Annotated in this window: 24 protein-coding genes and 7 pseudogenes; 14 read left to right on the forward strand and 17 right to left on the reverse strand. The window is 68.3% G+C overall.

The annotated features are described in order from the left end of the window. The first annotated feature begins 103 nt into the window (after nucleotides 1-103). The gene (locus OG322_RS00410) at nucleotides 104-1,483 is read left to right on the forward strand and encodes an IS1380 family transposase (protein WP_329305863.1); all 1,380 of its coding nucleotides are present in this window, start codon (nucleotides 104-106) and stop codon (nucleotides 1,481-1,483) included. 478 nt (nucleotides 1,484-1,961) lie between these two features. On the opposite strand, the gene OG322_RS00415 is transcribed toward OG322_RS00410, so the two are convergent. From OG322_RS00415 to OG322_RS00425, 3 genes are all read right to left on the reverse strand, one after another. Beyond that, a complete protein-coding gene (locus OG322_RS00415) occupies nucleotides 1,962-2,828 on the reverse strand; it encodes an AraC family transcriptional regulator (protein ID WP_123466040.1) in 867 nt (288 codons plus the stop codon). 59 nt (nucleotides 2,829-2,887) lie between these two features. Further along, nucleotides 2,888-3,700, reverse strand: a complete 813-nt coding sequence (locus tag OG322_RS00420) for a phytanoyl-CoA dioxygenase family protein (protein ID WP_266413005.1) — start codon at nucleotides 3,698-3,700, stop codon at nucleotides 2,888-2,890. Nucleotides 3,701-3,939: 239 nt separating this feature from the next. Continuing rightward, a complete protein-coding gene (locus OG322_RS00425; RefSeq protein WP_329305864.1) occupies nucleotides 3,940-4,206 on the reverse strand; it encodes a helix-turn-helix domain-containing protein in 267 nt (88 codons plus the stop codon). 436 nt (nucleotides 4,207-4,642) lie between these two features. Between OG322_RS00425 and OG322_RS00430 the strand changes: the two genes are divergently transcribed. Further along, entirely contained in the window at nucleotides 4,643-5,035 is a 393-nt protein-coding gene (locus OG322_RS00430; RefSeq protein ID WP_329305865.1) for a hypothetical protein, read from the forward strand. Continuing rightward, a pseudogene (locus OG322_RS00435) lies at nucleotides 5,017-5,589 on the forward strand (reverse transcriptase/maturase family protein); the annotation flags it as partial. The gene OG322_RS00430 and the pseudogene OG322_RS00435, both read left to right, overlap by 19 nt. A 120-nt stretch (nucleotides 5,590-5,709) precedes the next feature. On the opposite strand, the pseudogene OG322_RS00440 reads toward OG322_RS00435, so the two are convergent. From OG322_RS00440 to OG322_RS00470, 8 genes and pseudogenes are all read right to left on the reverse strand, one after another. Continuing rightward, a pseudogene (locus tag OG322_RS00440) lies at nucleotides 5,710-5,979 on the reverse strand (hypothetical protein); the annotation flags it as partial. A 71-nt stretch (nucleotides 5,980-6,050) separates the two neighbouring features. Beyond that, nucleotides 6,051-6,707, reverse strand: coding sequence for a hypothetical protein (locus OG322_RS00445; RefSeq protein ID WP_329305866.1), 657 nt, complete (start codon nucleotides 6,705-6,707; stop codon nucleotides 6,051-6,053). A gap of 146 nt (nucleotides 6,708-6,853) precedes the next feature. Next, nucleotides 6,854-7,507: a S26 family signal peptidase gene (locus OG322_RS00450; protein WP_123466034.1), complete on the reverse strand. Its 654-nt coding sequence runs from the start codon at nucleotides 7,505-7,507 to the stop codon at nucleotides 6,854-6,856. Beyond that, nucleotides 7,504-9,396 (reverse strand): ABC transporter ATP-binding protein, encoded by a 1,893-nt coding sequence (locus OG322_RS00455; protein WP_329307687.1) that lies wholly within the window; start codon nucleotides 9,394-9,396, stop codon nucleotides 7,504-7,506. Before OG322_RS00455 ends, OG322_RS00450 begins: the two co-directional genes overlap by 4 nt. Nucleotides 9,397-9,407: 11 nt before the next feature. Next, complete coding sequence (locus OG322_RS00460; RefSeq protein WP_329305867.1) at nucleotides 9,408-9,956, reverse strand: hypothetical protein; 549 nt, start codon at nucleotides 9,954-9,956, stop codon at nucleotides 9,408-9,410. 10 nt (nucleotides 9,957-9,966) lie between these two features. Beyond that, on the reverse strand, nucleotides 9,967-10,470 hold the full coding sequence (locus OG322_RS00465) for a MauE/DoxX family redox-associated membrane protein (protein ID WP_329305868.1): 504 nt from the start codon (nucleotides 10,468-10,470) through the stop codon (nucleotides 9,967-9,969). Further along, nucleotides 10,370-10,609 (reverse strand): annotated as a pseudogene (locus tag OG322_RS41430) (MauE/DoxX family redox-associated membrane protein); the annotation flags it as partial. The gene OG322_RS00465 and the pseudogene OG322_RS41430, both read right to left, overlap by 101 nt. A gap of 28 nt (nucleotides 10,610-10,637) precedes the next feature. Further along, nucleotides 10,638-10,799, reverse strand: a complete 162-nt coding sequence (locus tag OG322_RS00470) for a hypothetical protein (RefSeq protein ID WP_185095544.1) — start codon at nucleotides 10,797-10,799, stop codon at nucleotides 10,638-10,640. Nucleotides 10,800-10,981: 182 nt separating this feature from the next. Between OG322_RS00470 and OG322_RS00475 the strand changes: the two genes are divergently transcribed. Then, nucleotides 10,982-12,010: a winged helix-turn-helix domain-containing protein gene (locus OG322_RS00475; protein WP_329305869.1), complete on the forward strand. Its 1,029-nt coding sequence runs from the start codon at nucleotides 10,982-10,984 to the stop codon at nucleotides 12,008-12,010. A 39-nt stretch (nucleotides 12,011-12,049) separates the two neighbouring features. Here the strand turns inward: OG322_RS00475 and OG322_RS00480 are convergent. Then, a pseudogene (locus OG322_RS00480) lies at nucleotides 12,050-12,283 on the reverse strand (transposase); the annotation flags it as partial. On the opposite strand from OG322_RS00480, the gene OG322_RS00485 reads away from it, so the two are divergent. From OG322_RS00485 to OG322_RS00495, 3 genes are all read left to right on the forward strand, one after another. Then, nucleotides 12,258-12,530 (forward strand): hypothetical protein, encoded by a 273-nt coding sequence (locus tag OG322_RS00485; RefSeq protein ID WP_260147223.1) that lies wholly within the window; start codon nucleotides 12,258-12,260, stop codon nucleotides 12,528-12,530. The pseudogene OG322_RS00480 and the gene OG322_RS00485 sit on opposite strands and share 26 nt — an antisense overlap. A gap of 288 nt (nucleotides 12,531-12,818) precedes the next feature. Continuing rightward, nucleotides 12,819-13,163, forward strand: a complete 345-nt coding sequence (locus OG322_RS00490) for a hypothetical protein (protein WP_123466022.1) — start codon at nucleotides 12,819-12,821, stop codon at nucleotides 13,161-13,163. Nucleotides 13,164-13,382: 219 nt separating this feature from the next. Next, nucleotides 13,383-13,628 (forward strand): DUF2283 domain-containing protein, encoded by a 246-nt coding sequence (locus OG322_RS00495; protein ID WP_329305870.1) that lies wholly within the window; start codon nucleotides 13,383-13,385, stop codon nucleotides 13,626-13,628. Nucleotides 13,629-13,938: 310 nt separating this feature from the next. On the opposite strand, the pseudogene OG322_RS00500 reads toward OG322_RS00495, so the two are convergent. From OG322_RS00500 to OG322_RS00510, 3 genes and pseudogenes are all read right to left on the reverse strand, one after another. Next, nucleotides 13,939-14,930, reverse strand: a pseudogene (locus OG322_RS00500) (IS5 family transposase). After that, a complete protein-coding gene (locus tag OG322_RS00505; protein WP_329305871.1) occupies nucleotides 14,927-15,349 on the reverse strand; it encodes an FKBP-type peptidyl-prolyl cis-trans isomerase in 423 nt (140 codons plus the stop codon). The pseudogene OG322_RS00500 and the gene OG322_RS00505 overlap by 4 nt, the downstream one beginning before the upstream one ends. Before the next feature lie 284 nt (nucleotides 15,350-15,633). Continuing rightward, on the reverse strand, nucleotides 15,634-15,807 hold the full coding sequence (locus tag OG322_RS00510) for a hypothetical protein (RefSeq protein WP_266412996.1): 174 nt from the start codon (nucleotides 15,805-15,807) through the stop codon (nucleotides 15,634-15,636). A gap of 3 nt (nucleotides 15,808-15,810) precedes the next feature. On the opposite strand from OG322_RS00510, the gene OG322_RS00515 reads away from it, so the two are divergent. Then, complete coding sequence (locus OG322_RS00515) at nucleotides 15,811-16,323, forward strand: hypothetical protein (protein WP_329305872.1); 513 nt, start codon at nucleotides 15,811-15,813, stop codon at nucleotides 16,321-16,323. 202 nt (nucleotides 16,324-16,525) lie between these two features. On the opposite strand, the pseudogene OG322_RS00520 reads toward OG322_RS00515, so the two are convergent. Further along, nucleotides 16,526-16,705 (reverse strand): annotated as a pseudogene (locus OG322_RS00520) (hypothetical protein); the annotation flags it as partial. Nucleotides 16,706-17,348: 643 nt separating this feature from the next. Next, entirely contained in the window at nucleotides 17,349-20,225 is a 2,877-nt protein-coding gene (locus OG322_RS00525; protein WP_329305873.1) for a PDZ domain-containing protein, read from the reverse strand. Between the two features lie 411 nt (nucleotides 20,226-20,636). Here OG322_RS00525 and OG322_RS00530 point away from each other — a divergent pair. The 6 genes and pseudogenes from OG322_RS00530 to cseB all read left to right on the forward strand — a co-directional run bounded on the left by OG322_RS00530 (nucleotide 20,637) and on the right by cseB (nucleotide 25,770). After that, nucleotides 20,637-21,355 (forward strand): annotated as a pseudogene (locus OG322_RS00530) (IS6 family transposase). Between the two features lie 420 nt (nucleotides 21,356-21,775). Further along, a complete protein-coding gene (locus OG322_RS00535; protein WP_329305874.1) occupies nucleotides 21,776-22,528 on the forward strand; it encodes a Tn3 family transposase in 753 nt (250 codons plus the stop codon). Further along, nucleotides 22,465-22,689: a hypothetical protein gene (locus tag OG322_RS00540; RefSeq protein ID WP_329305875.1), complete on the forward strand. Its 225-nt coding sequence runs from the start codon at nucleotides 22,465-22,467 to the stop codon at nucleotides 22,687-22,689. The genes OG322_RS00535 and OG322_RS00540 overlap by 64 nt, the downstream gene beginning before the upstream one ends. 341 nt (nucleotides 22,690-23,030) lie before the next feature. Then, the gene (locus tag OG322_RS00545) at nucleotides 23,031-23,885 is read left to right on the forward strand and encodes a D-alanyl-D-alanine carboxypeptidase family protein (protein WP_329305876.1); all 855 of its coding nucleotides are present in this window, start codon (nucleotides 23,031-23,033) and stop codon (nucleotides 23,883-23,885) included. Then, a complete protein-coding gene (locus tag OG322_RS00550) occupies nucleotides 23,882-24,910 on the forward strand; it encodes an endonuclease/exonuclease/phosphatase family protein (RefSeq protein WP_329305877.1) in 1,029 nt (342 codons plus the stop codon). The genes OG322_RS00545 and OG322_RS00550 overlap by 4 nt, the downstream gene beginning before the upstream one ends. A 152-nt stretch (nucleotides 24,911-25,062) precedes the next feature. Beyond that, the gene (gene cseB / locus OG322_RS00555; protein WP_266412990.1) at nucleotides 25,063-25,770 is read left to right on the forward strand and encodes a two-component system response regulator CseB; all 708 of its coding nucleotides are present in this window, start codon (nucleotides 25,063-25,065) and stop codon (nucleotides 25,768-25,770) included. Nucleotides 25,771-25,802 lie beyond the last annotated feature (32 nt).

Genomic DNA, 25,802 nt, shown 5'->3' on the forward strand with positions numbered 1-25,802 from the left:
AGCCTGTCCGGGTCTTGATCAAATAAGCGGAGAGTGCTTCTGACCTGCAACGATGGGACTTGTCTAGGGTCCTGTTGGCTGCACGGAAAGAAGCACTCTCCAGGTGAGTAAGCGTATCGGGTTGTACCCGCGTGTCCGTGTCGAGGGCGGTGGCAGCGGGACGGTCTCGCAGGCCGGCGCGGTGCTGTTGGTCGAGACGGTCCGCAAGTTGGGTCTGGACACCGCGATATCGACGGCGTTGGAGCCGTGGCGCGAACCGCGGACGGTGCATGATCCAGGCAAGATCCTTCTGGATGTCGCGCTCGGAGTCGCTCTGGGCGGGGACTGCCTCGCCGATGTCGCCATGCTGCGGGCCGAGCCCGACGTGTTCGGACCAGTGGCATCCGACCCGACGGTTTCACGGCTCATTGACGCCCTTGCCGCTGCCGGACCGAAGTCGCTCACCGCGATCCGGTCGGCTCGGGCGGAAGTACGCTCGCATGTCTGGGAACTGGCCGGGGCGAACGGTCCCGCCGCCGACGGCTCGGCGATCGTGGACATCGACGGCGTGCTCGTCCTTGCGCACTCCGAGAAGCAGGACGCCACCGCGACCTGGAAGAAGACCTTCGGTCATCATCCGCTCGTCGCGTCCGTCGACCACGGCCAGAGCGGGTCCGGGGAACCGGTGGCCGCGCTGCTGCGGCCCGGCAACGCCGGGTCCAACACCGCGAGCGATCACATCGAGACCACCCGCCTCGCCGTGGCTCAACTTCCCAAGCACCTGCGGCGGGGACGGCAGACGCTGATCCGCACCGACTCCGCCGGCGGGACCCATGCCTTCCTCGACTGGCTCTCCAAACCGGGCCGGTGGCTGTCGTATTCCGTCGGAATGACCATCACCGACGCCATCCACCAGGCCGTCCTGAAGATCCCGAAGAAGGCATGGACACCGGCCTACGACGCCGACGGCACCGAGCGGCCCGGCGCCTGGGTCGCAGAGATCACCGACATGCCCGACCTGACCACCTGGCCGAAAGGGATGCGGCTGATCGTCCGCAAAGAACGCCCGCACACCGGAGCCCAGTTGCGCTTCACCGACCTCGACGGACTCCAGCTCACCTGCTTCGCGACGAACACCAAGGGCAGCCAGCTCGCCGACCTGGAACTACGTCATCGACGGCGGGCCCGCTGCGAGGACCGGATCCGAAACGCCCGCGACACCGGCCTGCGCAACCTGCCGCTGCACGACACCGCACAGAACCAGATCTGGCTGGAGATCGTCTCCCTCGCACTCGACCTCCTCGCCTGGATGCCGATGCTCGCCCTGACCAGCAAAACCCGCCGCTGGGAACCCAAGCGGCTCCGCCTTCGGCTGTTCTCCGCTGCTGCCCAGCTGGTCACCACCGGCCGCCGCCGCTGGCTCCGCTTCACCGCCCGATGGCCCTGGACGGATGTAATCACCCGCGCGATCCAGCGACTCGCAGCCCTGCCGAACCCCGGCTGACCAACCACTTCAACCGCCCCGACGAACCAGCAACATCCCGGAGCAGTGGAACCCGGCGCCCACCCAACGCGACAGCCGGGCCGCCAACCTGCCCCAGCCCACGAAATTCCGCACCTCGCAAGCACAGAGTCCCCATCAGCGAACCGACGAGGACCCATGAACGATCGAGGCTAAACGGCAGCCACTTGGTCACCTCATGACAGCAGACCAGCACACGCCCACACCGCATGACCAGCCAATCAACAACCGAACACCGCTGACGCACAACCGCTGCCACCGACACGCCCACTCACACCGGATGCCCAGGCCGGTGCCGGAGAACCGGCACCGGACCGTACGGAGGCGTGACCTATCGGGTCAGGCGCAGGTTCCAGCCGTTGGCGCCGTGTGGTCGTCGTCGTAGCAGACCAGGGCCGGGGCGTAGGTCTCGGAGGTCGGGCGCCCGGCCTTCTCCGGCCCCGGGGGCTTGCCGCTTTGTTCAGCCGTGCTCGGGCTCCACCGGGAGCCACAGTTCGGCGTCGGCCTCGGTCTTCTCCGGCGACAGGCGGGTGCGCAGGATCTCAGGGCCGGTGCGGGTGCGGTACGGGTTCGACGGGAACCATTCGGTGAACACGTCCCGCCACAGCTCCTGGATGGCCAGCGGTACCGGCCCGGACGTGGTGAAGACCGCCCAGGTGCCAGCCGGGACAGCCAACGTGGTCGTGCCCTCCAGAGCGGCCGGAGAGGTGATGACGCCGTGGTGATAGTCGAGTTCGGTGCCCTCGGCGCGGCTGGGGTCCATGCCGTCGCAGACTGCGACGATGCCGTGCGGCTCCTGGTCCGACAGTTTCTCCAGGCGCTCCAGGGTCGGCGGGTCGATCCCGCGGACAAAATCCATGATCGCCTGGTTCGGCCCGGCATGCACCAGCGGTACCCGGGTCTTGAGTCCGACGACGTTGAAGTCCGCCTTGTCCACAACGCGGTATCGCATACTGCTCCTCCCTTCGATGGTGAGGCGGAAGGCCATCCGGGACTGGGAGTTGAGCGCGGCGCCGGCACGTCGGGCCTCGCCCGGTCCGATGCCGTGCATGGCACGGAACGCCCGCGCGAACGCCTCGCCGGAGCTGTAGCCATAGCGCACCGCGATCTCCAGCAGCGTCTCACGTCCCGCGAGTACTTCGGCGCCTGCGAGGGTGAGCCGACGGCGCCGGATGTACTCCGACAGCGGTATGCCCGCGAGCGCGGAGAACATCCGGCGCAGGTGGTACTCAGAGGTGGCCGCGATGCGTGCCAGCTCCTCCATGTCGACGGCCTGGTCGAGATGGCACTCGATGTGCTCCATGGCCTGGTTCAGCCGCTCCAGCATGCCCGGCCTCCTTCCTCTTCTCTCACGGCCACTTTGCCAGCGGTGGTCGTGAGGCACGGTTACGCTGCGCTGCAATCGGTGCCGTCCCCGTCCGGGCCGGGGGTGTCCTGGCCCAGGCCCCGGCGGATCGCGATCTCCACGGGTGAGTACGCGCCGTCGGCCCGCTCCAGTTCGTACGGCGCGGCCGGCATCAGCGGCGGCTGGGCCATGAAGCGCGGCCGCACCCCATGGTGCGGTTGCGCCGCGTGCACCAGGAACGGATGGCACAGGAAAACGTCGCCCGGGGACCCGGTGGCGAGGACGACGGGCCGGTGGCCGGACGCCGCCACCAGGTCGGGCGCGAGGGCCAGCCCGCTCGCCCCGTCCTCCCCGTGCTTCTCCAGCACCTTCGGCACATCGAGGTGCGAGCCGACCCGGATCCGGGTCGGGGCGTCCTCCTCACCGACCTCGCTGAACAGGAACAGCATCAGCAGCGCCCGGCCCCGGGAGCGCAGATTGGTGAAGTACCAGCTCTCGCCCTCCGGCAGATAGCTCCCCTCGATGTGCCAGCCCGCGTCGTCCGGCTCCTCCTCGTGCGGGAAGCGCAGCGGGAACGTGCCCAGCGAGTAACGCGGCTCCCAGCATCCCGCGCCGACGAGCAGGTCGTACGCGTGCTGCAGGGACGGAGAGTTGGGCGCGGCGGCGAACGGCCCCTGCGCCATGCCGGCCACCCAGTGCACGGGCTGCGTCCACGTCGCCGGATCGTCCGGGTCGCAGCCCGTCTCCCGCCACAGCAGCCGCGCACAGTCCGCGGCCACACGCGGCGCTACCGCGCCCTCCAACTTCACGAAGCCGTCGCGCAGGAAACGGGATACCAAGGTCGTGTCATCCATGCCCCCATCGTGCGGCGACACCGGCCCCGATCACCCGACATTCCCCGCACCGCCTTTGTCGGGTGATCACCGGAGCGCGGTCAGGCGGCGCACCGCCCAGCCGACCGTGATCGGCTCAGCGGTACTTCCTGTACCGCAACTACACACCCGCTCTTCCTCGTATGTCCCCAAGGGGCCCGGCAGGCCGGGCGTGACGCCGAGCTGGGCCGCGCCGCCCTTGGCCCGATGGAAGGCGGGGATCACTTGCTGCCCTCCAGCTGGCGCGGGACGCGGGAGGTCCGCAGTTCCTTGAGGTCCGGGATGTGGTTGTAGAGCGTGCCGACCGAGACGCCGAGGATCTTGGCGATGGTGGTGACGCTGTTCTCGGGGTTGGGCAGCATGTCCCGGGCCGCCCGGATGAGGTCGTCGTTGACGACCGACGGCCGCCCGCCGACCTTGCCTCGGGCGCGGCGGCGGCTACTGAACTTGATTGGGTGATGTCGGGCCGTTCGCCTGACATCACCCAATCAAGTTCAGTAGTGAGACGGGAAGGTGCACGCGAGGAATCAGTGCTTGACGCCCCGTAATTACGACACCGGTCCAACCTGGCGGATGCGGGCCGGATGCAGTGTACGGTCGCCGATGGCGGCGGCCGACTCCGAAGCCGGATCTACCTACCGGTGGGGAGGCCACGCCGAAAGCCTGCGGCGTAAGCGTGGCGATGCTGCCGGGGTAGAGCTGGGCACCTCACCCGTCAATCGATTCCGTGGTGAACGTGGGAACTGCCCGCAGTCGCCCGATGCCGGATATCCAGTCCGGTGGAGGGCAGGCCCATCGCCGGCTGATGGCCGTCGGGCAGGACGGAGGCTCCGTAGTACTCCGAGGCCGGGAAAGCCGGCCACATGGGGAAGGGGGCCAGCAAGTCGGCAGTAAGGATGCTGGAATGCCAGGAGGTGGTCGCCGGTGAATTCCGGCGAGCTGGCATGGGCCTTGATGAAGGCCGAACGCCGGGTACTGGAGATCCAGACCAAGCTGCACCGTTGGGCTGCTGATGATTCTCATCGCAGGTTCGACGATCTGTTCAACCTCGTGGCCGATCCCGCCTTCCTGTTGGTGGCGTGGGACCGTGTCCGGGGAAACAAGGGTGCCCGCACGGCCGGAGTGGACGGGAAGACCGCCCGCTCCATTGAGGCCGGGCAGGGAGTCGAGGTGTTTCTCGGCAGGCTGCGGGCTCAGATCAGAGATCGCAGCTTCCGGCCGGTTCCCGTGCGTGAGCGGATGATTCCCAGGGCGAACGGAAACTCCGTCGCCTTGGAATTCCGACCGTGGCGGACCGAGTGGTCCAGGCGTCCTTGAAACTGGTGCTGGAGCCGGTGTTCGAAGCGGATTTCCTCCCGTGTTCCTATGGGTTCCGCCCGATTCGCCGGGCTCATGACGCGATCGCCGAGACTCGCTACCTCGCCAACCACGGATATGAGTGGGTGGTGGAGGGCGACATCACGGCGTGCTTCGATGAGATCTCGCACCTGTCTCTCATGGAGCGGGTGAGGCATCGAGTCGGGGACAAGCGGGTGCTGTCCTTGGTGAAGGCGTTCTTGAAGTCCGGGATCCTGTCCCGGGACGGAGCCTTCACGGACACACGCACCGGGACCCCGCAGGGCGGGATTTTGTCGCCGCTGCTGGCCAACATCGCGCTCTCGGTTCTGGACGATTACATCGCCCAGGGGATTGGAGGATCAGGTAACACCTCCGAGGATCGACGCAGGAGACGGCGCCGTGGATTGCCCAACTATCGGCTGGTCCGGTATGCGGATGATTTCCTCGTGCTTGTCTTCGGGCGCCGTGAGCATGCCGAGGCATTACGCGACGAGGTCACGGAGGCGTTGAAGCCGATGAGCCTTCGCCTGTCGGTGGAGAAGACAAAGATCACGCACATTGACGAGGGCCTGAATTTTCTCGGATGGCGCATCCATCGTCACCGGAAACTGGGCACTGACCGGCAGTACATCTACACCTATCCGGCACGGAAGTCAGTACGTTCCGCGACGGGCAAGGTGAAGAAACTGACCGGACGGCAAAACGTCGGCTTGTCGCTGGAGTCCCTGCTCCAGCGGTGCCGACAGGCGGCCGGCGGCTTCGCGGAGGACGACTTCGGCAAGGGCGCCGCGGCCGTCACTCCTGGGCAGCGCGGCGGCGTGGCGCCGGACGTCGGAGGCGACCGCACGGGCGTGCCCGGCGAGCCGGAGAGCGATCTGCTCGTAGTCGCGGATTGCGAGCGTGTCGGGGCCGGTCCACGCGAGAGAATAGCCTTGACTCTGGGGCACCGTACCAACAGGGCTCACGACAGCCGAGATAGACTTATTGTGCGCCGTCAGAGCCATTCGCTGAAAACGTAGGCGACAGCCTGACGGGTCAATTCCTCCTCGATATGAAGCTGCCGATCGCTAATTGGGCGAGGGGTTATCTCCACCTTCGGGATGCGTGCCCACCATCGGGGATGCCCTCCGGGCAGAGCAAGAAGTCCACCGAACCTCACGTCACCCGCGAACCAGACCACTCCTCGCCCGTCAGTCAGTCCGGTCCATACGTCCTCGGGCATGGGGGACTGATACGTGCAGGCCACCTCTCCCTCGGGGCCTAGGAGCAGCACCGCCTTGTCGCCTACCCCGGCTATTTCCTGCACTCGGCAGGGCCAAGCTTGCCAGGGGCTCGCAACTGCCGCCGTTGAAACGCGCTCGAAGTCGGCCAACTCTTCTTTTGCCTGCCCGCTATTTTTCTCGGCAGAATGGCCGATCGCCAGAGCGAGAGCTATGGCGACAAGAAGTATAGGAAGCGTCTGAGTTGTGATCGCGAAAACAAAGCCTCCGATGATTAGGAAAAGTCCCCCGACGTAGGCACCGCCGGGTTCCTGCTTCTCCACCCACTGCTTCTTCACTTCCAGCAGTGAGGCGACATCCGTCCGCACTTCTGGTGTCATCTCTCCTGCCGGTCTTGGCGAGACCTGGTATCCGAAGTCCTCTGCCAACATGACGCCCCCCTGCGGTCGCCTTCCATCCCGGATGAGCGTGCGCCGACGCCCTCATCGCCCTCGCCATGCTCAACCTCGGCGGACACCGACCCCACCTACCAGGCGTCAAGCCGCATGAACCCATCCACGGAAGCGACCGAAGAGCCTCATTTCCCCGGTACGGCGGGACTCGCGCCGTACCGTGCCCGGAGGCGCAGCGCCACGCCGAATACGCGGTCGCCCGGGAAGTAACCGGCCTGCCGGGAGTCGGCGCTGGCTTGGGGGTTGTCGCCCAGGACGACGAGCCTTCCTGCTGGCACGCGTGTTTCCGGCACCCGCGCGAGCGAGGGGACCAGGTCTCGCGGTACCGGGTCGCCCGGCACTGCGACGACACGCTTGATCACCCACGTGCCATGGGACGGCGGCACCGTCGTGGGCGCGCAGGCGCGTGGCGACGCGGGAGACCATGAGCCGTCGGGCATCGGCTGCTCGACGACGACCACCTCCCCCACCCCGGGATTGCGTCTGCGGCGGACGAGCACCCTGTCGCCGTCCCGGTAGAGCGGCTCCATGCTCGCGCCGCGCACGGTCACCGCGACCATGCTGCGCGCCAGCAGCGCGGTGGCGACGAGGCCGAGGCTGAACGCGAGCGCGGCGACGCCGCACAGCAATGCCCAGGCGCAGGCGCTGACGGCAGCCAGGGCGGGGGCGCCGCACCAGAGCACCACCGCACCGAGCACCAGTGCCCGTCGGGCCCGCGGTGCGCGTGGTTCGCCGAATCGGTCCGCTGCGGAGCATCTCCTCTCGAGACCTCGCTTCATGAGGGTCCTCCTGCGAAAGTGGGTTTGTCCGGGGTATCGGCCCGGTATCCCGACGCCTGGAGAGCGAAGAGGCGGGCGTACTCCCCGTCGGCCGCCATCAGCTCGGAGTGGTTGCCCTGTTCCGTGATCCTTCCCTCCGCGAGAACCACGATGAGGTCGGCGTCGCGCACAGCGCCGAGTCGGTGGGAGATGAGCAGACTGGTCCGCCCGGCCCGATGGCGCCTGAGGGAGCTGTGGATCTCACTCTCGGCAGCGGCGTCCAGGCCGGAGGAGGGCTCGTCGAGGATCATCAGGTCGCGTCGGTCGCGTAGGAAGGCGCGGGCCAGCGCGAGGCGCTGGCGCTGGCCGCCGGAGAGCACCACACCGGTGGTCGGGTCGCTCCTCTCGGATTCCATGAAGAACATTCGCGAGAGCAGGGTGTCGTAGCCGTACGGCAGCGCGGCAAGCCTGGTGTGGATGCCGGCCCGTTCGGCGGCCGCGCGGATGCGCGCACGGTCGTCGAACGCTGTCAGATCGCCCAGCCCTATGTTCTCGGCGGCCGTCATGTTGTAGTCCATGTGGTCCTGGAACACCGCGCTGATCCGTTGCCGCAGTTCGGCAGGGTCGATGTCGCGCAGGTCCACGCCGTTCCAGCGGATCGAGCCGCGGGTGGGATCGTAGAACCGGCACAGCAGCTTGACCAAGGTCGACTTCCCCGCCCCGTTCAGTCCCACCAGAGCCAGCGACGTCCCATGGGGTACGAAGAGGTCGACGCCCCTCAGGATCCAGGGATGGTCGTCGGAGTAGCGGAACCACAGATCGCGCAGTTCGATCCCGGTCCTAAGCGGAGGCAGCGCGCGGGGCGCGGCGGGCGCGGGCAGGTCGGGTCCGGCGGTGGTCACCGCCAGGTAGTGGTCGAACATCAGCAGCGCCTGGTGGCCCTGGGCCACCTCGTTCGCGAGCGTGGCCAGCGCCGCCTGCACGCCGGCCACCGCGGCCACGAAGATGGTCACCCCGCCGACCGACAGAGTCCCGGCGTGCGCCGCACTCACCGCCCACAGCATGCCACCGCCCGACATGAGGGCGGTCAGCAGTCCCAGACCTGCCTGTAGGCGGGCCTCGCGCCGGTCGGTGGCCCGCTTGGCGGAGTTAGCCGCCCGCCGCTCGCCAAGCATCCGCTGCCGCAGGAAGGCGCCGATGCCGAACAGGCGCACCTCCTTGGCCGCGTCCACGTTGGAGAGCAGCTCGCTGTAGAAGAGTTCCCGCCGTTCGACCGGCCCAAGGTTCCAGAACATGCGCGCTCGCCTGCGCGACATGGCGAGTTCCGCGAGGAGTCCCGGCAAACCGGCCGCCACGACCAGCAGGGCCATCAGCGGGCTGATCACCATCAGCGAGCCCAGGAATCCGACGACGGTGACCCCTGCCCGAACGATGCCCAGCACCCCTTCGACCGTCCGGGTCGGGGAGTTACGGCCGGACTGCTGGGCGAGGCGTAGCCGGTCCAGAAAGGCCGGGTCCTCGAAGCGGGCCAGCCCCAAGAAGCCGTCCACCGCGGTGAACAGTCGGTCCTGGGCGAACAGTCCGACCGCGCGTTCCAGCTCCGTCCGCTGGTACTGGATCGCATGCGGCACGGTCCCGATGACGACACCGGCCACGGCAAGGCCCACACCGGACCTGATCAGCGTGCTGGCCGCAGCGCCCGAAACCAGGCCGTCCAGCACCGTTTTGGTCAGCCACGCCGTCACCACGGGCAGCGCCCCGGCTGCCGAAGTCAGCAGCGTGTACAGCGCCAGCGACCCGGGAGCCGCTCTCGCCACGAGCGAGCAGGCGGCGGCGGCTCGCCGTGCGACGGACGTGGGCCGGCCCGTACCGGGGTCCGGGATGTTCGCGCCGCGGCCGCCGGACGGCATCCGCCGGCCGCTCACGCCGCCGCCGCAGCCGGTACGGCCAGATCTACCTGGTTGGCGGTCACCACGAGCCTGCCGGCGCCGACCGGTGAGACGCGCAGCATCGTCGGGTACGCCTTGGCCCTGAAAGCAGTGCTGACAGGACCGTCAGGGGCCTCGACGACCACGCGGGCCACCGGGCTCAGCCTTGAGACGAACGACGAGGCCTCGGCGGCATCCCCCACCACCGTCACCAGGACGTCATCACGATCGATCGAACGGGCATGCATGTATGCCACAAAGTCCGCCAGCTTCTCCCGGCACGGTGTGCAGGAAGGCGAGAGGAATGCCACCAACGTGTCGGCAGCCAGATCGGCGCTGTTCACCGGCTCGCCCGCGACGGTGGACGTCGCGAACTCACCGATCTCCTCGCCCACCGCGATGACCGGCAGTTCGGTCATCGCCGGCGGGCTGGACAGCAGGGCGGTGTGCTCGCGCAGCCTCTTGACCACGCCGAGTGTCAGCACCAGGTCGAGCGCGCAGAGCAGGCCCACAAGAATGACGGCCGCGATGAGGACGGGCACGGAGGTTCTCCTATCGACTCGACTCGTCCCGGACCGCGGGAACGCCCCGAAGCCGATTCGGGACTGAGCTGTTGACGGGTTGGAAGAGTTCGACCAGGTCGTCGAGCGAGACGGTCAACCCACCCAGAAGCAGGCCAGCCAGCGTTGCCACGACCGCTCCGCCGACCTGCGGAGGACCCGCGGCGAAGGCCGTGGACAGGCCGACGCCCGCGAGCACGGCGAGCAGCACGTTGCGTACGACGTGCCGCAGCCCGATCGGGACCGCAGACTCGCCGAAACACTGGCAGGGTGCCCGCACCCCTCGGCGGAGCAGCAGGGCGATCCCGGCGGTGAACACGGTCAGCAGGGCCACCGCGATGGTGAAGCCGGCCGCCGCAGGGGCCGGGAAGGGCGCGGAGAGGTCCGCAGACCGCGCACTCTGCGACGGCGATTCCCAGTGCCACCGGCCGGACCAGCGGGGTGGGCAGCAGCCGCAGGTCCCGCAGGAACGCGCCGAACGTCCGGAAGGCGTCACGGCTCCGCACTTTGCTGATGAAGGAGACCAGGAACACCACCCCCACCAGGCCGCGCAGGCCGACCGTCAGGTAATCCACAGGTACCCCCGTCGGGTCGTCAACGGCAGTTTCCAGCTGGGCCAGAGGCGGGGCAGCCATCGACGGCTGCCCCGCCTCGTCGGCCCTGTCAGCAGCGGCTCTCCGACCGCGACGTGCACCCCGAACCGACGCAGCACCACCACCACCAGCCTCCCGTGCACACCGGGCCGCAGCTGGCGGCCGACGCCTCGGCCTTGGGCACGAAACGGGCGAGAAGGCTGCTGCCCACCGCCTCCAGCTTTCTGTACATGTCCCACTCCTCACGTGATCGGGCTCCGCCCGGCCAACCCACCTCGGTGGCCAGCGCCAGGCCGGCTTCGGCCTGGACACATCTTCTTTGGCCGGGCGTGCACTCGACAAAGACCGTCGGCTGTAGCCGAATGTCCCTGGTCAGCGCGTGCCACGCCGATGAATTCGGACACCGGGGGCTTTATGCTGCGAATCCACTTCACTTCGAAAGATCTGGCGCGGGTGGCGCTCGGCTACAACAGCTCGCTGCCGGTGAGTGAGGCCGTGATGAGTCTGCAAGCGCTCCGTCATCGTTCGGGCCCGCGGTTCTCCGCGTGGCGGCACGCTGTCGGAAAGCAGCTGCCCGCACGGGCGTCACTGCTCGGTTCCCTGGTACCGGCCTCCGGCTGGGCTCCGGACTTCCTGACCCCGGGCCCCGACCACGCATCCCCCACCACAGGGGCGTTCGACGCGATACGAGCCACGCCGCAAAGGCGTCTCACGGCCGAACTGCGCCGCCTGTCGCACCACCACCCTCTGCCCGCCTGGGCACAGCTGCTGGCCGACGGGGACCGCGCCACGCTGGACGTGGTGACCGACACTCTGGCCGCCTACTACGACGTCGCGGTAACCCCGTTCGTCGACCGCATGCGGGCCGTACTGGACGCGGACCGTGCCTGGCGGGTGCACACCCTGACAAGCCTCGGCGTCGGCGCGGTACTGGCCGGCCTGCACCCACAAGTACGCTGGGAAGAACCCGTGCTGGAGCTACCCGGCCCATCCGGACAGGGCCAGATCGACTTCCACCTGGAGGGGCGAGGACTCCTCCTGTCCGCCCACATCTTCTGCGGCTCCCGCCCCCGGGCACTGCTCAACGAGGTCGGCACCCCCGTTCTTGTGTACGCGCCCGTCTGGAATCTCCAGAGCGACAGCGTCGTCGCCACACCACCGGATACCCGGCCACGCTCATCGACAGCCCTGGCGACACTGCTCGGCCGCACCCGCGCGGCCGTCCTGGAGGCCCTGGCATCCCCTGCCGGCCACACCACCAAACGACTCGCCCAGACTCTCGCCATCTCACCCGCCACAGCCTCGGAACACGTCACCGCACTGCGAGACGCCGGCCTCGTCACCAGCCTCCGGCAAGCCAACACAATGCGACACACCACAACCGCCTTAAGAACCAAACTCATCTCGACCGCGACCGGCAGCGGGGGAATCCAACTACCCTGAGAGGGCGTTTGCTGTAGGCGAATTGCCGCTTATGACCTATTAATTTCCTCGCCAGGTTGGTGCGGTCTCGTCCGTTATGCGCTTGGCGAGGTTGTCAATCGAGGCAATGTGGATCATGGCTTCGGAGCTGGCGGTGAGGGTCTCGAAGTCGCGGGCCAGGCGGCGGTGCATCGTGATCCAGCCGATGCTCCGCTCGACTACCCAGCGTCTTTTCACGACGTGAAATCCGCGAACTCCGGGGTTTCTGTTGACGACTTCGACGTCGAACACCAAATCGAGGCGGGACAAGCTCACCGCAGCCCAGCTCGCCGCCCTCGCCGCGCTGGGCGTCGACTGGGCAAGGCCGGCGCCGGTCGCCCAGGCCGCTCCGGCGCAGCCCGCCGTGCAGGCCGCACCGCCGACGCGCCTGCCGCAGCGGGAGCAGCACCACGATGAGTGCGACAAGACGCTCTACGAGGGCGGAAACTGCACCTGCGACCTCATCGAGCAGTACGGGCCCTCCGAACGCGACGACTACTGACCGCTCCCCGCTCCCGACCGGACCCCGGGCCTGCCAAGGGCCGGGGTCTCGTGCCGTCGGCAGGCCGGCTGTTCGGCCTCGATGTCCGCGAGGGCCTGAAACGCACGGGCCGCCCCGGCTCCATACGGGCGTTCCCGCAGGCCAGATGTGAAACGCGGGCCGTTGCACGGTGATGTTTCACCGTGCGTTCCAGCCGGGACGGGCGAAGCGGCCGGAATCCCTGCCCGCCCCGGACCGGCGCTGACACACTCGTCACTTCCGGATCACCGAACGTCGACGGAGGATGCGTTGAGCCAGCCGGAGCAGCCCTGGCAGCCGGGCCCGAACGACCTGCCCTTCACCACCCACCTGATCAACCCGCACGGCGACCGGCATCTCGGCTTCAACGATGTCGAGGGCCGGTACTACCGGCTGTGGCAGCACAAGGCCCCTGAGCGGCTCCACACCGGCGACGCCATCTTCTTGCGCCCCAGCGACATCAACCAGATCATCAGCTACGCCATGACCTGGGTCCGCAACCACCCCGATGACCCCCGCGGCCACGAACTCATCGACGAAGTCGCCGCCGGCGCCAAGGGCATCGTCATGCACTTCGCAACCTTATCGACGGCTGCCTCACCGAGACCGGCCTGACCATCAGATCCGCATGACGACACCACGAGTTAAATCTCAGTAGTTGCTGAGCGCGGAGGCGCAGGGAAGAGGTGGACACGTCCACGCCGGACGGGTAAACAATCATGTGAAGCCTCTGGTGGAGACGGTTCTCTCGGTCGAAAACCCATCTACCAGGGGCTTCACCACGTTTTCAGCCCAACTGCTCAACAAGCCACCCAGATCGGAAATGGGCTCACTGTGACAGAGGTCAAAGTCACCTACGACAAGTCCGTGGACGCAGCGTACGTGTACTTCACCGAACCCCAGGTCCGCGCACGGTCTGCGCACATGTATCCCTGCGCTCCGGTGGACGTCGACGGCATGATCAACCTCGACTTCGACGAGCACGGCCGCCTCATCGGCATCGAGGTGTTGGCGGCCGGTTCAAAACTGCCCGAGTACCTGCTCAAGTCCGCGGAGCGGCTGGACGCCGACGACATATGAAGCAGTCAAGCACGGCGATCGCCCCACCCGCCACGCTCTGCCGCAGGTTGGAAAAGGCTCACTGTCTGGTCGATAACGCCGCCAGATGTGGAACCAGGCCCCATCGATCCTCTCCCCATCCACCATCCGATATGTCGGTCCCCGCCAAGTCATGGACGCGCGCTATCGCCTGCGAGACGATCATGGGAGTGCCACGGGAGTCCACAGGCCGCTGCTTCCTGCCCGGGCGGAGAGGCCGGGTAGCAGAAGGCCTCAGACTGCGACGGAGAGCAGGTCCACCACGAAGACTAGGGCGTGTATCGAGTCGGGATCAATCGACGGTCCGGGTGAGGTCTTTGATCCAGATCATCGAGGCACGCAGTTGCAGGCCGGCAAGGTAGCTCTCGGGGGTCTTGTCGTAGCGGGTGGCGATGCCGCGCCACGCCTTGAGCTTGTTGATCAGGCGCTCGACAGTGTTGCGTTCCTTGTACAGGTCGGTGTCGTGGGTGAGGGGTCGGCCGCCCTGGCGGCCCTTGTTCTTCCGGTGGGTGGTCTGGTCCTTCTTCTCAGGGATGACAGCCTTGATGTTTCGTCTGCGCCGGTAGGCGCGGTTGCCGCGGGAGGAGTACGCCTTGTCGCCGGCGACGGCGCCGGGCCGGGTGCGGGGTCGGCCGGCCGGGCCGCGGACCCGCAGCTTGTCCAGGACCGGGATGAACTGCGGGCTGTCGGCGGCCTGGCCCACGGTCAGGGTCAGTACGAGCGGTCGGCACTTGCGGTCGCAGGCGATGTGTACCTTGCTGGTCTGGCCGCCCCGCGAGCGTCCGAGCAGGGCGGCTTTCAACCGGAGCTTGCGGCGGTGCCGGAGGCGTCTTCGCGCGGCGACGCCATCGGCGCCCGGTCCGGTTTGTTCTTCTTCGGTGCCCCCTTTGACCGGACCTTCTCTTCCTCCGCGGCCTTCTCCAGGGCGTCGAGCACGCCGGGGGCCAGACGCATACCGGCCGCGTCCTGGTGGGCCCGGGCGGTGGTGGAGTCCACGCTGACCAGGGAGAGGTCCACCTCACCCCGCGCGGCCGCCTGCGCGATCAGCCCTTCCAGCAGGGTCTCGAAGACTCCGGCGTCCCGCCACTGCCGGAAGCGGTTGTGCACGGTGGACCACGGGCCGAACTCGGCCGGCATCTCCCGCCACTGCGCTCCCGAGCGGAACTTCCAGATCACGCCCTCGAACTGCTGCCGAAGTCGTGCGGGATACGGACCGTACTCGCCGATCGGCAGGTACGGCTCGACGTACTCCCACTCCTGGTCCGTCAGTTGCCGCCGTGTCATACACACCGGACTACCCGATCCACCCGCTCCACGAGAACAAAACCCACAGATTGATCACGACCCGATACACGCCCTAGTGTCGAGCCCGCCGGGATCAACGGCGAGGGTGACTGGTTGCCGTAGCCGAGGTGCGGGGGAACGCTGATCTCGCGCCGGCCGCCGACCTTCATCCCTCTGACCCCGCGGTCCCAGCCCTTGATGACCTTGCCACCGCCCACGGCGAACTTGAACGTCTGGCCCCGGTCCCAGGAGGTGTCGAATTCCTTTCCAGACTCGAAGGTGACCCCGACGTAGTGAACCTGGACAACCCTGCCCGGCTTCGCCTCAAGCCCGTCCCCGACGACGAGGTCGCGGATTGTCAGCTCGGTGGGAGCGTCACCCTCCGGAAGGTCGATCTCGGGCTTCGTCAGATCACTCATTGCAGCCTCATTCGCTCGCCGCCGGAAGCCCTCATACAGACCAGCCAGGCGCATGGTCACTCTCTGCAGTAGATCACCATGCTGCCGTGAACGCTGATCTCCTGGAGTACATCAAGCCCAACGGAGCACGATGCTCAGCGTGGCTGGGCGTGCTACGTCATCGGTACGCTGCGCTCGTACTCGATGATGGCGAGGCCCTGCCCCCCGCGTCCGCGGGTATGGCCCCGGGTCTGACCGCGCCGGGGCTGGAATGGGCTGCGTAGCCACGTCGGCGGCGGGGCGGGTCAGGTAAGGGGCCGCACCGGCTTCCCGGCCCGCCTGGCCTGCATGGCCTGCAGTATCCGGGAGGCGTAGTCCAGGGTGGTGTTGTCGGCGAGGAGGTGGGCCGCACCAGCTTCCCGATCCACCCTGGCCAGAGCCTCGGCCGACTGCTGGAGGAGACCGGTGTCCTCCAGCATCCCGTGTTCGAGACACCCACTGATGTGGCTCGTTTCACTCTCCTGCGCGTGGCGTATGCCGGCTGGAAGGCCATGGCGGAGGAGGGCGACTCTTCCACGGTGATGGAGCTGATACGGCAGCTCACCGACAAGATGTTCACCGACCCGCACGATCCCGGAAGCGTCTGGGAGCGGATCTATGCCGGGCTGATCCCACGCCTCGCGGGCGTCGCAAGCGATACCCTCCATCGACAGCAACAGGACGAGGCTGCCGCCATCATGGCTGTCGGCCTCCCCTTGTTCGAGCAGGATCCGACGCTCCGCGACGAATTCACCCTCGCCCGTTGCCATGCCCTGTTGTTCCTGTCCTCCGACCCCGTCTATGGGAACCTCGCCGGGCGCTGCACTAGCGGGCTCCTTGCCGGAGGGCTTGTCTCCGTCCGCCTGCAGCCTGAACCGACGACAGCACAGACGCGCCCTGCCTCTGGCCGCAAGCAGCCCCACAGCACCAGCCGAGCCCGGCAACGCAAACGCTGAGCAGTGAACAATCCTGCGCTGCGCTCCGGCAGCGGCACAGGCAGGGATGGGCCAGGCGCGGGCAAAACCGTCTCCGTCCACACCGTCCTGCACGGCATCGCCCCCTCGAAACACGAAGCGGTACTCGGACGAGTACAAGCGGCACGCGATCGAGCTCGTGGGCGTTGTCACGTTGGTGGGGTGTTGAGCGATTGAGGGCGCGTCAGGGGCGTGTAGGGGTCGGGCGGGGGCCTGGGTCACCCTGTGGTGGGCGGGGCGGGGCGGTGATCTGGTCCCAGATCGCGAAGCGAGTGGTTATCTCGGCGCGGTATTCGGTGGCGGTCATCAGGTGGCGGCGGGGTCGGAAGTGGGTTGAGATGCCGCTGAACGCGGCCAGGAACCGGAGGGAGGCCTCCTGGTCACTTCCACGCGTGAAACTGAGATGGCCAGCTGAGCCGCAGCGCCTAGGCAGCTAAGGGCTGTCCGACAGGTTGCACCATGGTCCGTCTCAGCCAAGGTCGAGCGTTCTCACTCAATCTTGAGCGAGACCCCGCGCAGCCGCACTGGTCGCCGTGAGAAATCGCTGCTGCCCGTTCCGGAGGATGGGGTCAGGCATTGCGGGCACTGGCACAGGCTGCTGACCGTTCTGAGCCTCCTGCGCCCGAGCGGGCATCATCATTCCCCAGGACTGCGAGCTGTGAGACTCGAACGGCTGTCCTTCGATGCGTGTCCCGTCGATGATGACTCGATGATGCCCAGAACGGGAACCGGCGCGGAGAGCCGTTCGACAGGTGCCTCGTAGGTGAGGGGCTACTGAGCGGTCATCGTGTGATCCCCGGTAGAGCGTCGGCTGTGGCGGCAATCCGGCTGTGGCTCGGGGCATGACCCGACGGCTTGGACCCAGTTCGCCCATCCGAAGGTGAATCGCCTCGCCGTCCGGGCCTCCGGCTGAGTTCCGGGAACCGGGAACGGAGCGCTGCCGGGCGGACGTGTTCCGGTCCGGCCGGCAGCGCGGGGATGTGCGGGCGGAGGGGGTGACCCGTACGTCAGCTCCGCACGATGAAGCCGTCCACGATCATGTACTGCCCGGTCTTCATCGTTCCTGTGAGGGTGTGCACCCCGGCCGGGAGACCGCTGACCGAGTAGAGCTTCTGCTGGTACTGACGGGAGCCGCTCGTGGCGTCGACCGTCTCCCGGTGGACGCCGTCGACGGCGATGTCGATCGTTCCCTCGTCCGAGTTCAGCTCGGTGAGGAAGTCCGCTCCGGTGCCGTTGAAGGTGATGGTGAAGGACTCGCCGATGGTGGTGGTGGCGTCGATGTCGTTCTGAAACGAGTCCTGGCCGCCGGCCGTGGCACCGCGCCATCCCCAGCCGGTCCCGGTGTATGTCACGCCCGCGGTGTTGTTGTACTGCTGCGGCCCGGTGGGCTTGACGAGGCTGACGGTGGTGGCTGCCTGCGCACGCCAGACGCTCAGGGTGACGGCGCTGCCAGGGGCGAGCTTATTGTAGACGGTCCAGAAGCTGCCACGGTCCGTTACACCGGTCCCGTTCACGGACCGGATCACGTCGAGGGGACGCAGCCCCTGCTCGTAGGCGTACGAGGTGGACGGTACGCCCTGGAGGTAGAGCCCGTCGAAGTCACCGAGTCCGACGGCCGACTGGGTGGCCTTGTCGTAGACCTGACGGGCGGTGGCGCCCATCAGCGGCTCGGGCTGGGTCTCGATCACGGTGTCGGGTTCCGGGGCGGCAGGCCAGCCGACCGCGGGGGATGTCGCCTCTCCCGGCCTCCCGGTGCCGAACCGGTTCATCGGGAAGCTGACGAACCCCAGGGCCTTGGCGGGTGAGTCCGCGGCCGGCGTGTAGTCCGTCATGCCGGGCGAGTCCCACGGCGATCCCCCGGCGAACCGCGGGTCCGCGGTCACCGAGTGGGTGTCCAGGCCGCTGGTGCGCCAGACACTGGGCAGGGCGACCGGCCGGCCGTTGTCCCAGAACAGGTTCTTGTCCGCGGTGTACTTGGCGGCGGCGGGATCGCTGCCGGTGAGCGAGTAGGGCGAGTCCGCCAGGATGATGTTCCTGCTGATGGCGTCGCCGTTGTCGCGGTGCGAGATCTGCTCGTAGACGGAGCCGCCCACGACGATGTTGTTCGTGACGGTCCGGTTGAACCCGTCGCGCAGCTTGATGCCCGCGCCCAGCAGCAGGTTGTTCTTCACGACGTAGTTGCTCGAACCGTCGTCCAGGTCGACCGCCCACTCGCTGTTGTGCCAGATCCGGTTGTTGCTGATGGTGATCGGCTGGACAACGTCGAGCTGCGAGTAGCTCTTCTGCAGGGCGTCGGACTCCGCGCTGGGGTTGATGCCGGGCCCGGCGATGGGCCAGTACCTGTCCCGGCCCCAGGCGTTGACCGGCCCGTGGTCCGACGTCTCCTTCACGCAGTCGAAGATGTCGTTGTCCTGGATCCGGTGGCCGCCCCAGGTGCCGTCGTTGACGTTGACGCAGGACCGCGGGCTGCCGTGGATGGTGTTGTGGGCGACGGTGACCCGGCTGCTCATCGAGATGTTGACACCGGCGCTCTGCTTCTCGAACCGTCCCATGTCCGCCATGCTGTTGTGGCTGACGTCGATGTCGCGGGGGTAGTCGTCGGTCCTGGGGCCGGGGGCCAGGTCCGTGGGCGGATCGACCATGTGCGCCCAGGTCGAGGGGTTCCGTACGGCCTGGGTGGAGCCCACCACCTGTACGTCGCTCGCGCCGGACCCGGTGAAGCTGTTCCCGGTGACGGCGTCGCCCTTGTTGTAGCCGTCGATGAAGACACCGTTGCCGCCGACCTGGGCGAAGGAGGAGCGGGAGACAGTGATGTTTCTGGCGTTCTTGATGTGGACGGCCCCGGCCCGCGCCACCGCCCAGTCACCGAGCTGCAGTGGCTCGTACGGGGTGTCGAAGAGAGTCCGGTGCGTCGCGGTGTAGGTGAAGCCGTCGAAGGTGAGGTCATGGACGGGGCGGGAAGCGGACGCGCCCTCGACCCGGACGAGTTCGTCCAGTTCGGCGGTGTCCACCGTGGACTTCGACAGATCGGTGCCGGCCGACGGGATCACGTACAGCTTCCCGGCGTCCTTGTCGTAGAACCACTCCCCGGGTGCGTCGAGTTCCTCGAACACGCCCTCCGCGACAACGTGCGCGGTGTCCACGTCGCCGCCCCGGTTGTTGTCGCCGACCCACTTCAGCGTGAGTCCGGACCCGTCGCGCCCGGTGATCGTGTAGTCGTTGCCTCCCCAGTGGGAGGAGTGCAGGCCGCGGATGTCGCCGGTGGACGGGTTCTTCCACTGCACGGAACGGGAGTTGAGGATGGCCATGGTGGTCGAGCCGTTGAGCACGGCCGTGTCCGGGTCGAAATTGGGGTAGCGGGCGAGCACCTGCCTGGCGCCGCCCACGAACAGCCCGTCGATCTTCCGGTGCGCACCGATGTCCGCCACCCGGATCGCGCTGTTGTGCTGGTCGGCCTTCCATCTGGCCGTCACCCTGCGGCCCCCGCTGAGCACGGCTCGCTCTCCGGGGTAGGAGGAGTAGGTCACCGGGGCGGACGCGCTGCCCGAGTCCGCGGCGCTGAACTTCATGGTGGCGGCGAGGTGGTAGGTGCCGCCGCGGACCCACACATGAACAGGGTGGCCTGCCCTGGAGGCCTCCCTCGCGGAGACCTGCGCGGCCGCCAGGGTCAGCAGGGGTTTGCTGGTCGACTGTCCGGTGTTCCGGTCGCTGCCGGACGCCGATACGTAGATGTTCCTGTCCGAAGGGGCGTGGGCCGCCGCCGCGGTGCCCGCGGTGAGCGCGGGGACCGCGCCCACGGTCACCGAGGCGAGGACCGCCGCCGTCGCAAGCCGCCGTTTCCGGGTGGCTCTGCTTCCTGGTCTGCCGTCTGAACTGCGGTGCACGTCTGACTCCCTGACATGGTAGGGGCGAACTATCCAGCAGAAACGTCTGCCGCGACCATCTTTCATCGGATGTATCGATGAATTCACGACCGGGCGGAACTCTGCTATCCGCTTCATCCAAGTGTCAAGGGATCCGGCCAAACACGCTCTACTACAGCGAGTTCAGTTGACGCAGAGAGTCCCAACTCCCTCTTCTGCGCTGGATCAGCGATCTTCGCCCGCCATCAAGTTGTCCGATGTATCAGGGAAGATCGGAAGGGGACGTTCATGTGGACCACCCCTTTCTGTGCCCTGGCGCACCGCGAGGGTTACTGCCGGCGTACACCCTTGAGCTCCCGCGGGGGCGTTGTCACGTTGGCTGACCGGCCTGGGATGATCTTGGAGTTGGTCGTTCTGGGGAGGGGTTCGCTCGTGTCGTCCGCGCTGCCGTCGTACAAGGGGCACCGGCACCCGGTCGAGGTCATCGCGCACTGCGTGTGGCTGCACTTCCGCCTCCCGCTCAGCTTCCGCGAGGTCGAGGAACTGATGCTCGAGCGCGGTGTGCTCGTCTCCCACGAGACCGTCCGCCGCTGGTGCGCGAAGTTCGGCCAGGCCCACTCCAACGACCTGCGTCGCCGGCGACCCCGCCCCGGCGACAAGGGCATCTGGACGAGGTCTTCATCAAAATCAACGGAGAGCAGAAGTAGCTCTGTCGGGCCGTCGACGCCGACGGCAACGTGTTCGGCATCCTCCTGCAGGACCGCCGGCACACAGCCGCAGCCAGGCGTTTCTTCCGCCGCCTTATGAAGAAGACGTGTTCGGTGCCGCGGGTGGTGGTCACCGACAAGCTCCGCTCCTACGGCGCGGCCCACCGCGAGGTCCGGCCCTCGCTCAAGCACCGCTCCCACAAGCGCCTGAACAACCAGGCCGAGAACAGCCATCAGCCCACCCGGCAGCGCGAACGCGCCATGAAGGGCTTCCGTAGCGTCGGCGGAGCCCAGCGGTTCCTGGCCGCGTTCAGCGGCATCTCACCCCACTTCCGGCCCCGCCGCCACCTGATGACCGCCACCGAATACCGCGCCGAGATGACCACCCGCTTCGTGATCTGGGACCAGATCACCGGCGCCGCCGCCCCGCCCACCACAGCGTGACCCAGGCCCCCGCCCGACCCCTACACGCCCCTGACGCGCCCTCAATCGCTCAACACCCCACCAACGTGACAACGCCTGCCGGACATCTCCGGTGCGCACCGGCCCGATCGAGTGGACCGCACCGGGTGCGCTCAGTGGCCGGCCTCCGGTCCGCGGTGCGGGCCGGGCTGCTGGGGGCGTGCGCGCGCTGGTCGTCCTCGCGCGCCGGGCGGGTGCGGGGGCGTCCTCGGGGTCGGTGTATTTCTTCGTCCTCGCGCGGGCTCCGTCGCCGGCCTTCGTGAAGGCGTCCTGCATGTGGCGCAGCTGCTCGGCGGTCCAGGCTGGTCAACGGCACGTTCGCCGCTCGGGACGCCGCCTGGTGGGGCTCCGGGACCGCATGCGCGTCGGACTCGGAAGTTTGGGTCCTGGTCCTCAAACTTCATGACCGAGTACCACGCCCGCTACGGCGGCAACGGCGTGATGGTGTTCTGGCACGTCGAGCGGAAGAACGTCTGTATCTACTCCCAGCTCAAGTCCTGTTCGTCGTCCGAGGTTGCGGCGATGATCGCGGGCCTGCTGCAGCACTGCACGGATGCCGAGATCGAGTCGAACTACGTCGACACCCACGGTGCGAGCGTCGTCGGGTTCGCCTTCACGGAGCTGCTCAGCTTCCGGCTGCTGCCGCGGCCGAAGCACATCGGCAGCATCCGCCTGTACCGCCCGGACGACGCCCCGCCCGGCTGGCCCGCCCTCGGGGCCTCGCTGACGCGGCCGATCCGCCGGGACCTCATCGCCCAGCAGTACGGCCAGATGATCAAGTACGCGACAGCCCTACGCCTCGGCACAGCGGAGGCCGAGCAGGCGCTGCGACGCTTCACCCGCGGCGGCCCCAAGCACCCCACCTACGCCGCGCTCGAAGAGCTCGGGCGCGCGGTCCGCACGGTCTTCGCCTGCGACTACCTGGCCAGCCCCGGTCTGCGCCGCGAGATCCACGGCGGCCTCCAGGTCGTGGAGAACTGGAACAGCGCGAACACCGTGCTCCGCTACGGCAAGGACGGCGCCCTGACCGGCCCCGACAAGGAGCACGCCGAGACCTCCATGCCCCCCTGCACCTGCTCCAGTCCGCGCTCGTGCACGTCGACACCCTGCTGGTGCAGCAGGTCCTGGCCGAACCCGTGTGGGAGAAGAAGCTGAGCGGCGAGGACCGGCGCGGACTGACCGCGCTGTTCTGGTCCAACATCAACCCGTACGGCACCTTCCGCCTCGACATGAACAAGCGCCTCAACCTCAGGCCAGCCTCAGCCGCGCCCATCCCCGCAGGCCAGCGGACGCCGCCGACCGATCGAATCCAGTGACGAAGCGGGCGTTCCATCCAGGGCCGAGGACGGCCCGTACCTTCTGACCAGGGAGGCTGATACGCCGTTGACATAATTCTGAGCGTTTCTGGACGCACCGTCCTGATCGCCTGGATGTGGTCCTCACCAAGGCTTGAGACGTGCGCGGGCACCGCGTGCAGCTCGACTTGAAGAGGGGATTGCTGGTGACTGACCTACGGACACACGCGGCCTGGACTGGCCTGATGCGGACTTGGACGGTGTGCGCGGCTGCTGTGGTTCTGGTTGGCGCCGCGGCCGGTGGATGGATCGGCTTGCGGGGCGACGGCCCGAACGCATTCGGTCAGGCGAGTGGTGACGCCGTGGCCTCGGCGGACGCGCGGGCAGCGGTCGCCGACCGGCTTGATCTGCCGTGGCCCGACGAGGGACAGGCGAGCATCGAGGTGGAGGGGCTCGGCAAGCTGGGCGCCACCGCCGGGCAGCGTCCGCTGCCGATCGCCAGCGTCACCAAGGTGATGACGGCGTACGTGATCCTCAAGGAGCATCCGCTGGCCGACGGCGAGCAAGGCCCCGCCGTCGCGGTGGACGCGGCCGCCGCGCAGGAGTCGCACTCGCTGACCGAGTCCACCGCACCGCTGCGCGAGGGCCAGCGGCTCTCCGAGCGCCGGATGCTGGAGCTTCTGCTGCTCCCGTCGGGCAACAACGTGGCCCGGCTGCTGGCCCGTTGGGACGCGGGCAGCCAGCAGGCGTTCGTGGCCAAGATGAACCGGGCCGCGCGCGACCTCGGGATGCACCGCACCACGTACACAGGTGCGAGCGGGCTCGAGGCCACCACCAGGAGCACCGCCGACGACCAGCTCAAGCTGGCCCGGCAGACCATGAAGGATCCGACGTTGCGCGCCGTCGTCGCCATGCGGAGCACGACCGTGCCGGGCGAACCCGACCCGGTCGTCAACACCAACCGGCTCCTCGACCGGCCCGGTGTCGTCGGCCTCAAGACGGGGTCGAGCACCCCGGCGGGCGGAGCTCTGATGTGGGCCGCCGAGGCGGGTACCGGCGGCAAGCGCCACTTCGTGCTCGGGGTGGTGCTCGGCCAGCGGGCCGGGACCACGCCCGCCGAGGGACTCGAAGCAGCCTTCGAGAAGAGCGGTGCGCTGATAGACGCCGTGCAGAAGGAACTCCCGGCGGCGCTCGGCGAACAGGGGGACCGGACGTGATCACGGTCATGGGCCCCAAAGGGCTGAGCGCCGCGACGACCGACCGCACCGGCAACTCCCCGGGCGACGGCGCCCCACGGCCGCCCCGCACCACGCCCCGGCTGCTCCGGCGCGGCCGCCTCCTCGCCACCGCGGTCGTCCTCTGCGGCATCGGCATGGTCGTCGCCGCCTGGCTGCCCGCCGCGATGGGCAGCTTCGGGAGCCTAATGCAGACGTTCCTGCCCTGGTCGGGAGTGGGCGTGCTTGCGCTTCTCGCCCTGGCCGCCGTGCGGCAGTCGGTGGTCGCCGCCGTAGCCGTCCTGGTCCCGGCCGTGGTCTGGTGCTCCCTGTTCGGCGTGGTGCTCGTCGATAGGCGCGGGGACGGCGCGGCGGGCGGGGACCTCACCGTCGTCAGTCACAACGTGCACGACGGGAACCCCGACCCGGTGGGCACCACCCGCTCCCTCGCCGCTTCCGGCGCCCAGGTGATCGCCCTGGAGGAGCTGTCGCCGCGCACGGCCCCCGCGTACGAACGGGCGCTGGCGGATTCCTATCCGTACCATTCGGTGCAGGGCACGGTCGGGCTGTGGAGCACCTATCCGCTGCGGGATGTGCGGCCTGTCGAGATCATGCCGTGGACCCGCGCCCTGCGGGCCACGGTCGACACTCCGAAGGGGCCGCTCGCCGTGTACACCGCGCACCTCGCCTCGGTGCGGGCCAGTCTCACCAAGGGCTTCAACACCGCGCGCCGCAACGACGCGGCCGCCAAGCTCGCCAACGCCGTACGCGCCGAGCCGCTGCACCGGGTCGTCGTGGTCGGCGACTTCAACGGCACCACCGACGACACCGCCCTCGGCCCGGTCACCGCGGGGCTCCGCTCGGCGCAGGACGAGGCCGGGGCAGGCTTCGGGTTCAGCTGGCCCGCGTCGTTCCCGGTGGTCAGGATCGACCAGATCCTGGTGAAGGGCGTCACCCCGGTCTCCGCGTGGACGCTGCCCCGCACGGGGAGCGACCATCTGCCGGTCGCGGCCTCCCTGCGGCTGTGAAGGAAGGCGAGCGGCGGGCGGGACGGGATGGCGGACACGGCGGCGCCGGGTCGGCAGATACTGTCAGGACCAGCAGCACGGCCCCCAAGACGGACATCGACAGACACCGGCAGACGCCGGCAGACGCTCACGAATCGACCTCAGGCGACCACATGCGCGACCAGCCCGCCCCCGTGCACATCCTCCTCGTCGAGGACGACGACACAATCCGCAGGTCCGTGGGCCTGTCCCTGGAGCGCTACGGCTACCGGGTCTCGGCCGCCCCCGACGGCCTGACCGGCCTGGAGATGTTCCGGGAGACGGAGCACGACCTACTGCTCCTCGACATCATGCTGCCGCACCTCGACGGAATCGGGCTGTGCCGCAAGGTCCGCGAGACCAGCCAGACCCCGGTCCTGATGATGTCGGCCCGCGGCGACTCCCTGGACGTGGTCGCGGGTCTGGAGGCGGGCGCCGACGACTACGTCGTCAAACCGGTCGACACCACTGTGCTGCTGGCCCGCATCCGCACCCTGCTGCGCCGCGCCACCTTCACGGCTCCCGTCGAGCCCGATCCCGCCACCGGCGACGGCACGGGTCTGCTCGCCTTCCGGGACCTGACCGTCGACACCCGCGGCCTCGAGGTCCGCAAGGACGGCAGGCCGCTCGCACTGACTCCCACCGAACTGCGGCTGCTCCTGGAATTCGTGGCCGTACCCGGCATCGCCCTGCAGCGCGCGACCCTGCTGCGCAAGGTGTGGGACTACGGCTGGGACGGCGACATCCGGGTCGTCGACCTGGCGGTGCAGCGGCTGCGCAAGAAGATCGGCGCCGACCACATCGAGACCGTGCGCGGCTTCGGCTACAAGTTCCGCCGCTGAGCGCCAGGCGGGCCGAGAGAGAACGTGAGCGA

It is taken from the genome of Streptomyces sp. NBC_01260 (genome assembly GCF_036226405.1).
Classification (GTDB): Bacteria; Actinomycetota; Actinomycetes; order Streptomycetales; family Streptomycetaceae; genus Streptomyces; species Streptomyces laculatispora.

Coding starts and splice junctions, on each gene's coding strand:
- OG322_RS00415 (WP_123466040.1), bottom strand. CDS start 2,828: ATGCTGGAGCGGCTGAACCAGGCCATGGAGCACATCGAGTGCCATCTC.
- OG322_RS00420 (WP_266413005.1), bottom strand. CDS start 3,700: ATGGATGACACGACCTTGGTATCCCGTTTCCTGCGCGACGGCTTCGTG.
- OG322_RS00445 (WP_329305866.1), bottom strand. CDS start 6,707: ATGTTGGCAGAGGACTTCGGATACCAGGTCTCGCCAAGACCGGCAGGA.
- OG322_RS00450 (WP_123466034.1), bottom strand. CDS start 7,507: ATGAAGCGAGGTCTCGAGAGGAGATGCTCCGCAGCGGACCGATTCGGC.
- OG322_RS00455 (WP_329307687.1), bottom strand. CDS start 9,396: ATGCCGTCCGGCGGCCGCGGCGCGAACATCCCGGACCCCGGTACGGGC.
- OG322_RS00470 (WP_185095544.1), bottom strand. CDS start 10,799: ATGTACAGAAAGCTGGAGGCGGTGGGCAGCAGCCTTCTCGCCCGTTTC.
- OG322_RS00475 (WP_329305869.1), top strand. CDS start 10,982: ATGCTGCGAATCCACTTCACTTCGAAAGATCTGGCGCGGGTGGCGCTC.
- OG322_RS00505 (WP_329305871.1), bottom strand. CDS start 15,349: ATGAGTGATCTGACGAAGCCCGAGATCGACCTTCCGGAGGGTGACGCT.
- OG322_RS00510 (WP_266412996.1), bottom strand. CDS start 15,807: ATGCTGGAGGACACCGGTCTCCTCCAGCAGTCGGCCGAGGCTCTGGCC.
- OG322_RS00535 (WP_329305874.1), top strand. CDS start 21,776: ATGACCGAGTACCACGCCCGCTACGGCGGCAACGGCGTGATGGTGTTC.
- cseB (WP_266412990.1), top strand. CDS start 25,063: ATGCGCGACCAGCCCGCCCCCGTGCACATCCTCCTCGTCGAGGACGAC.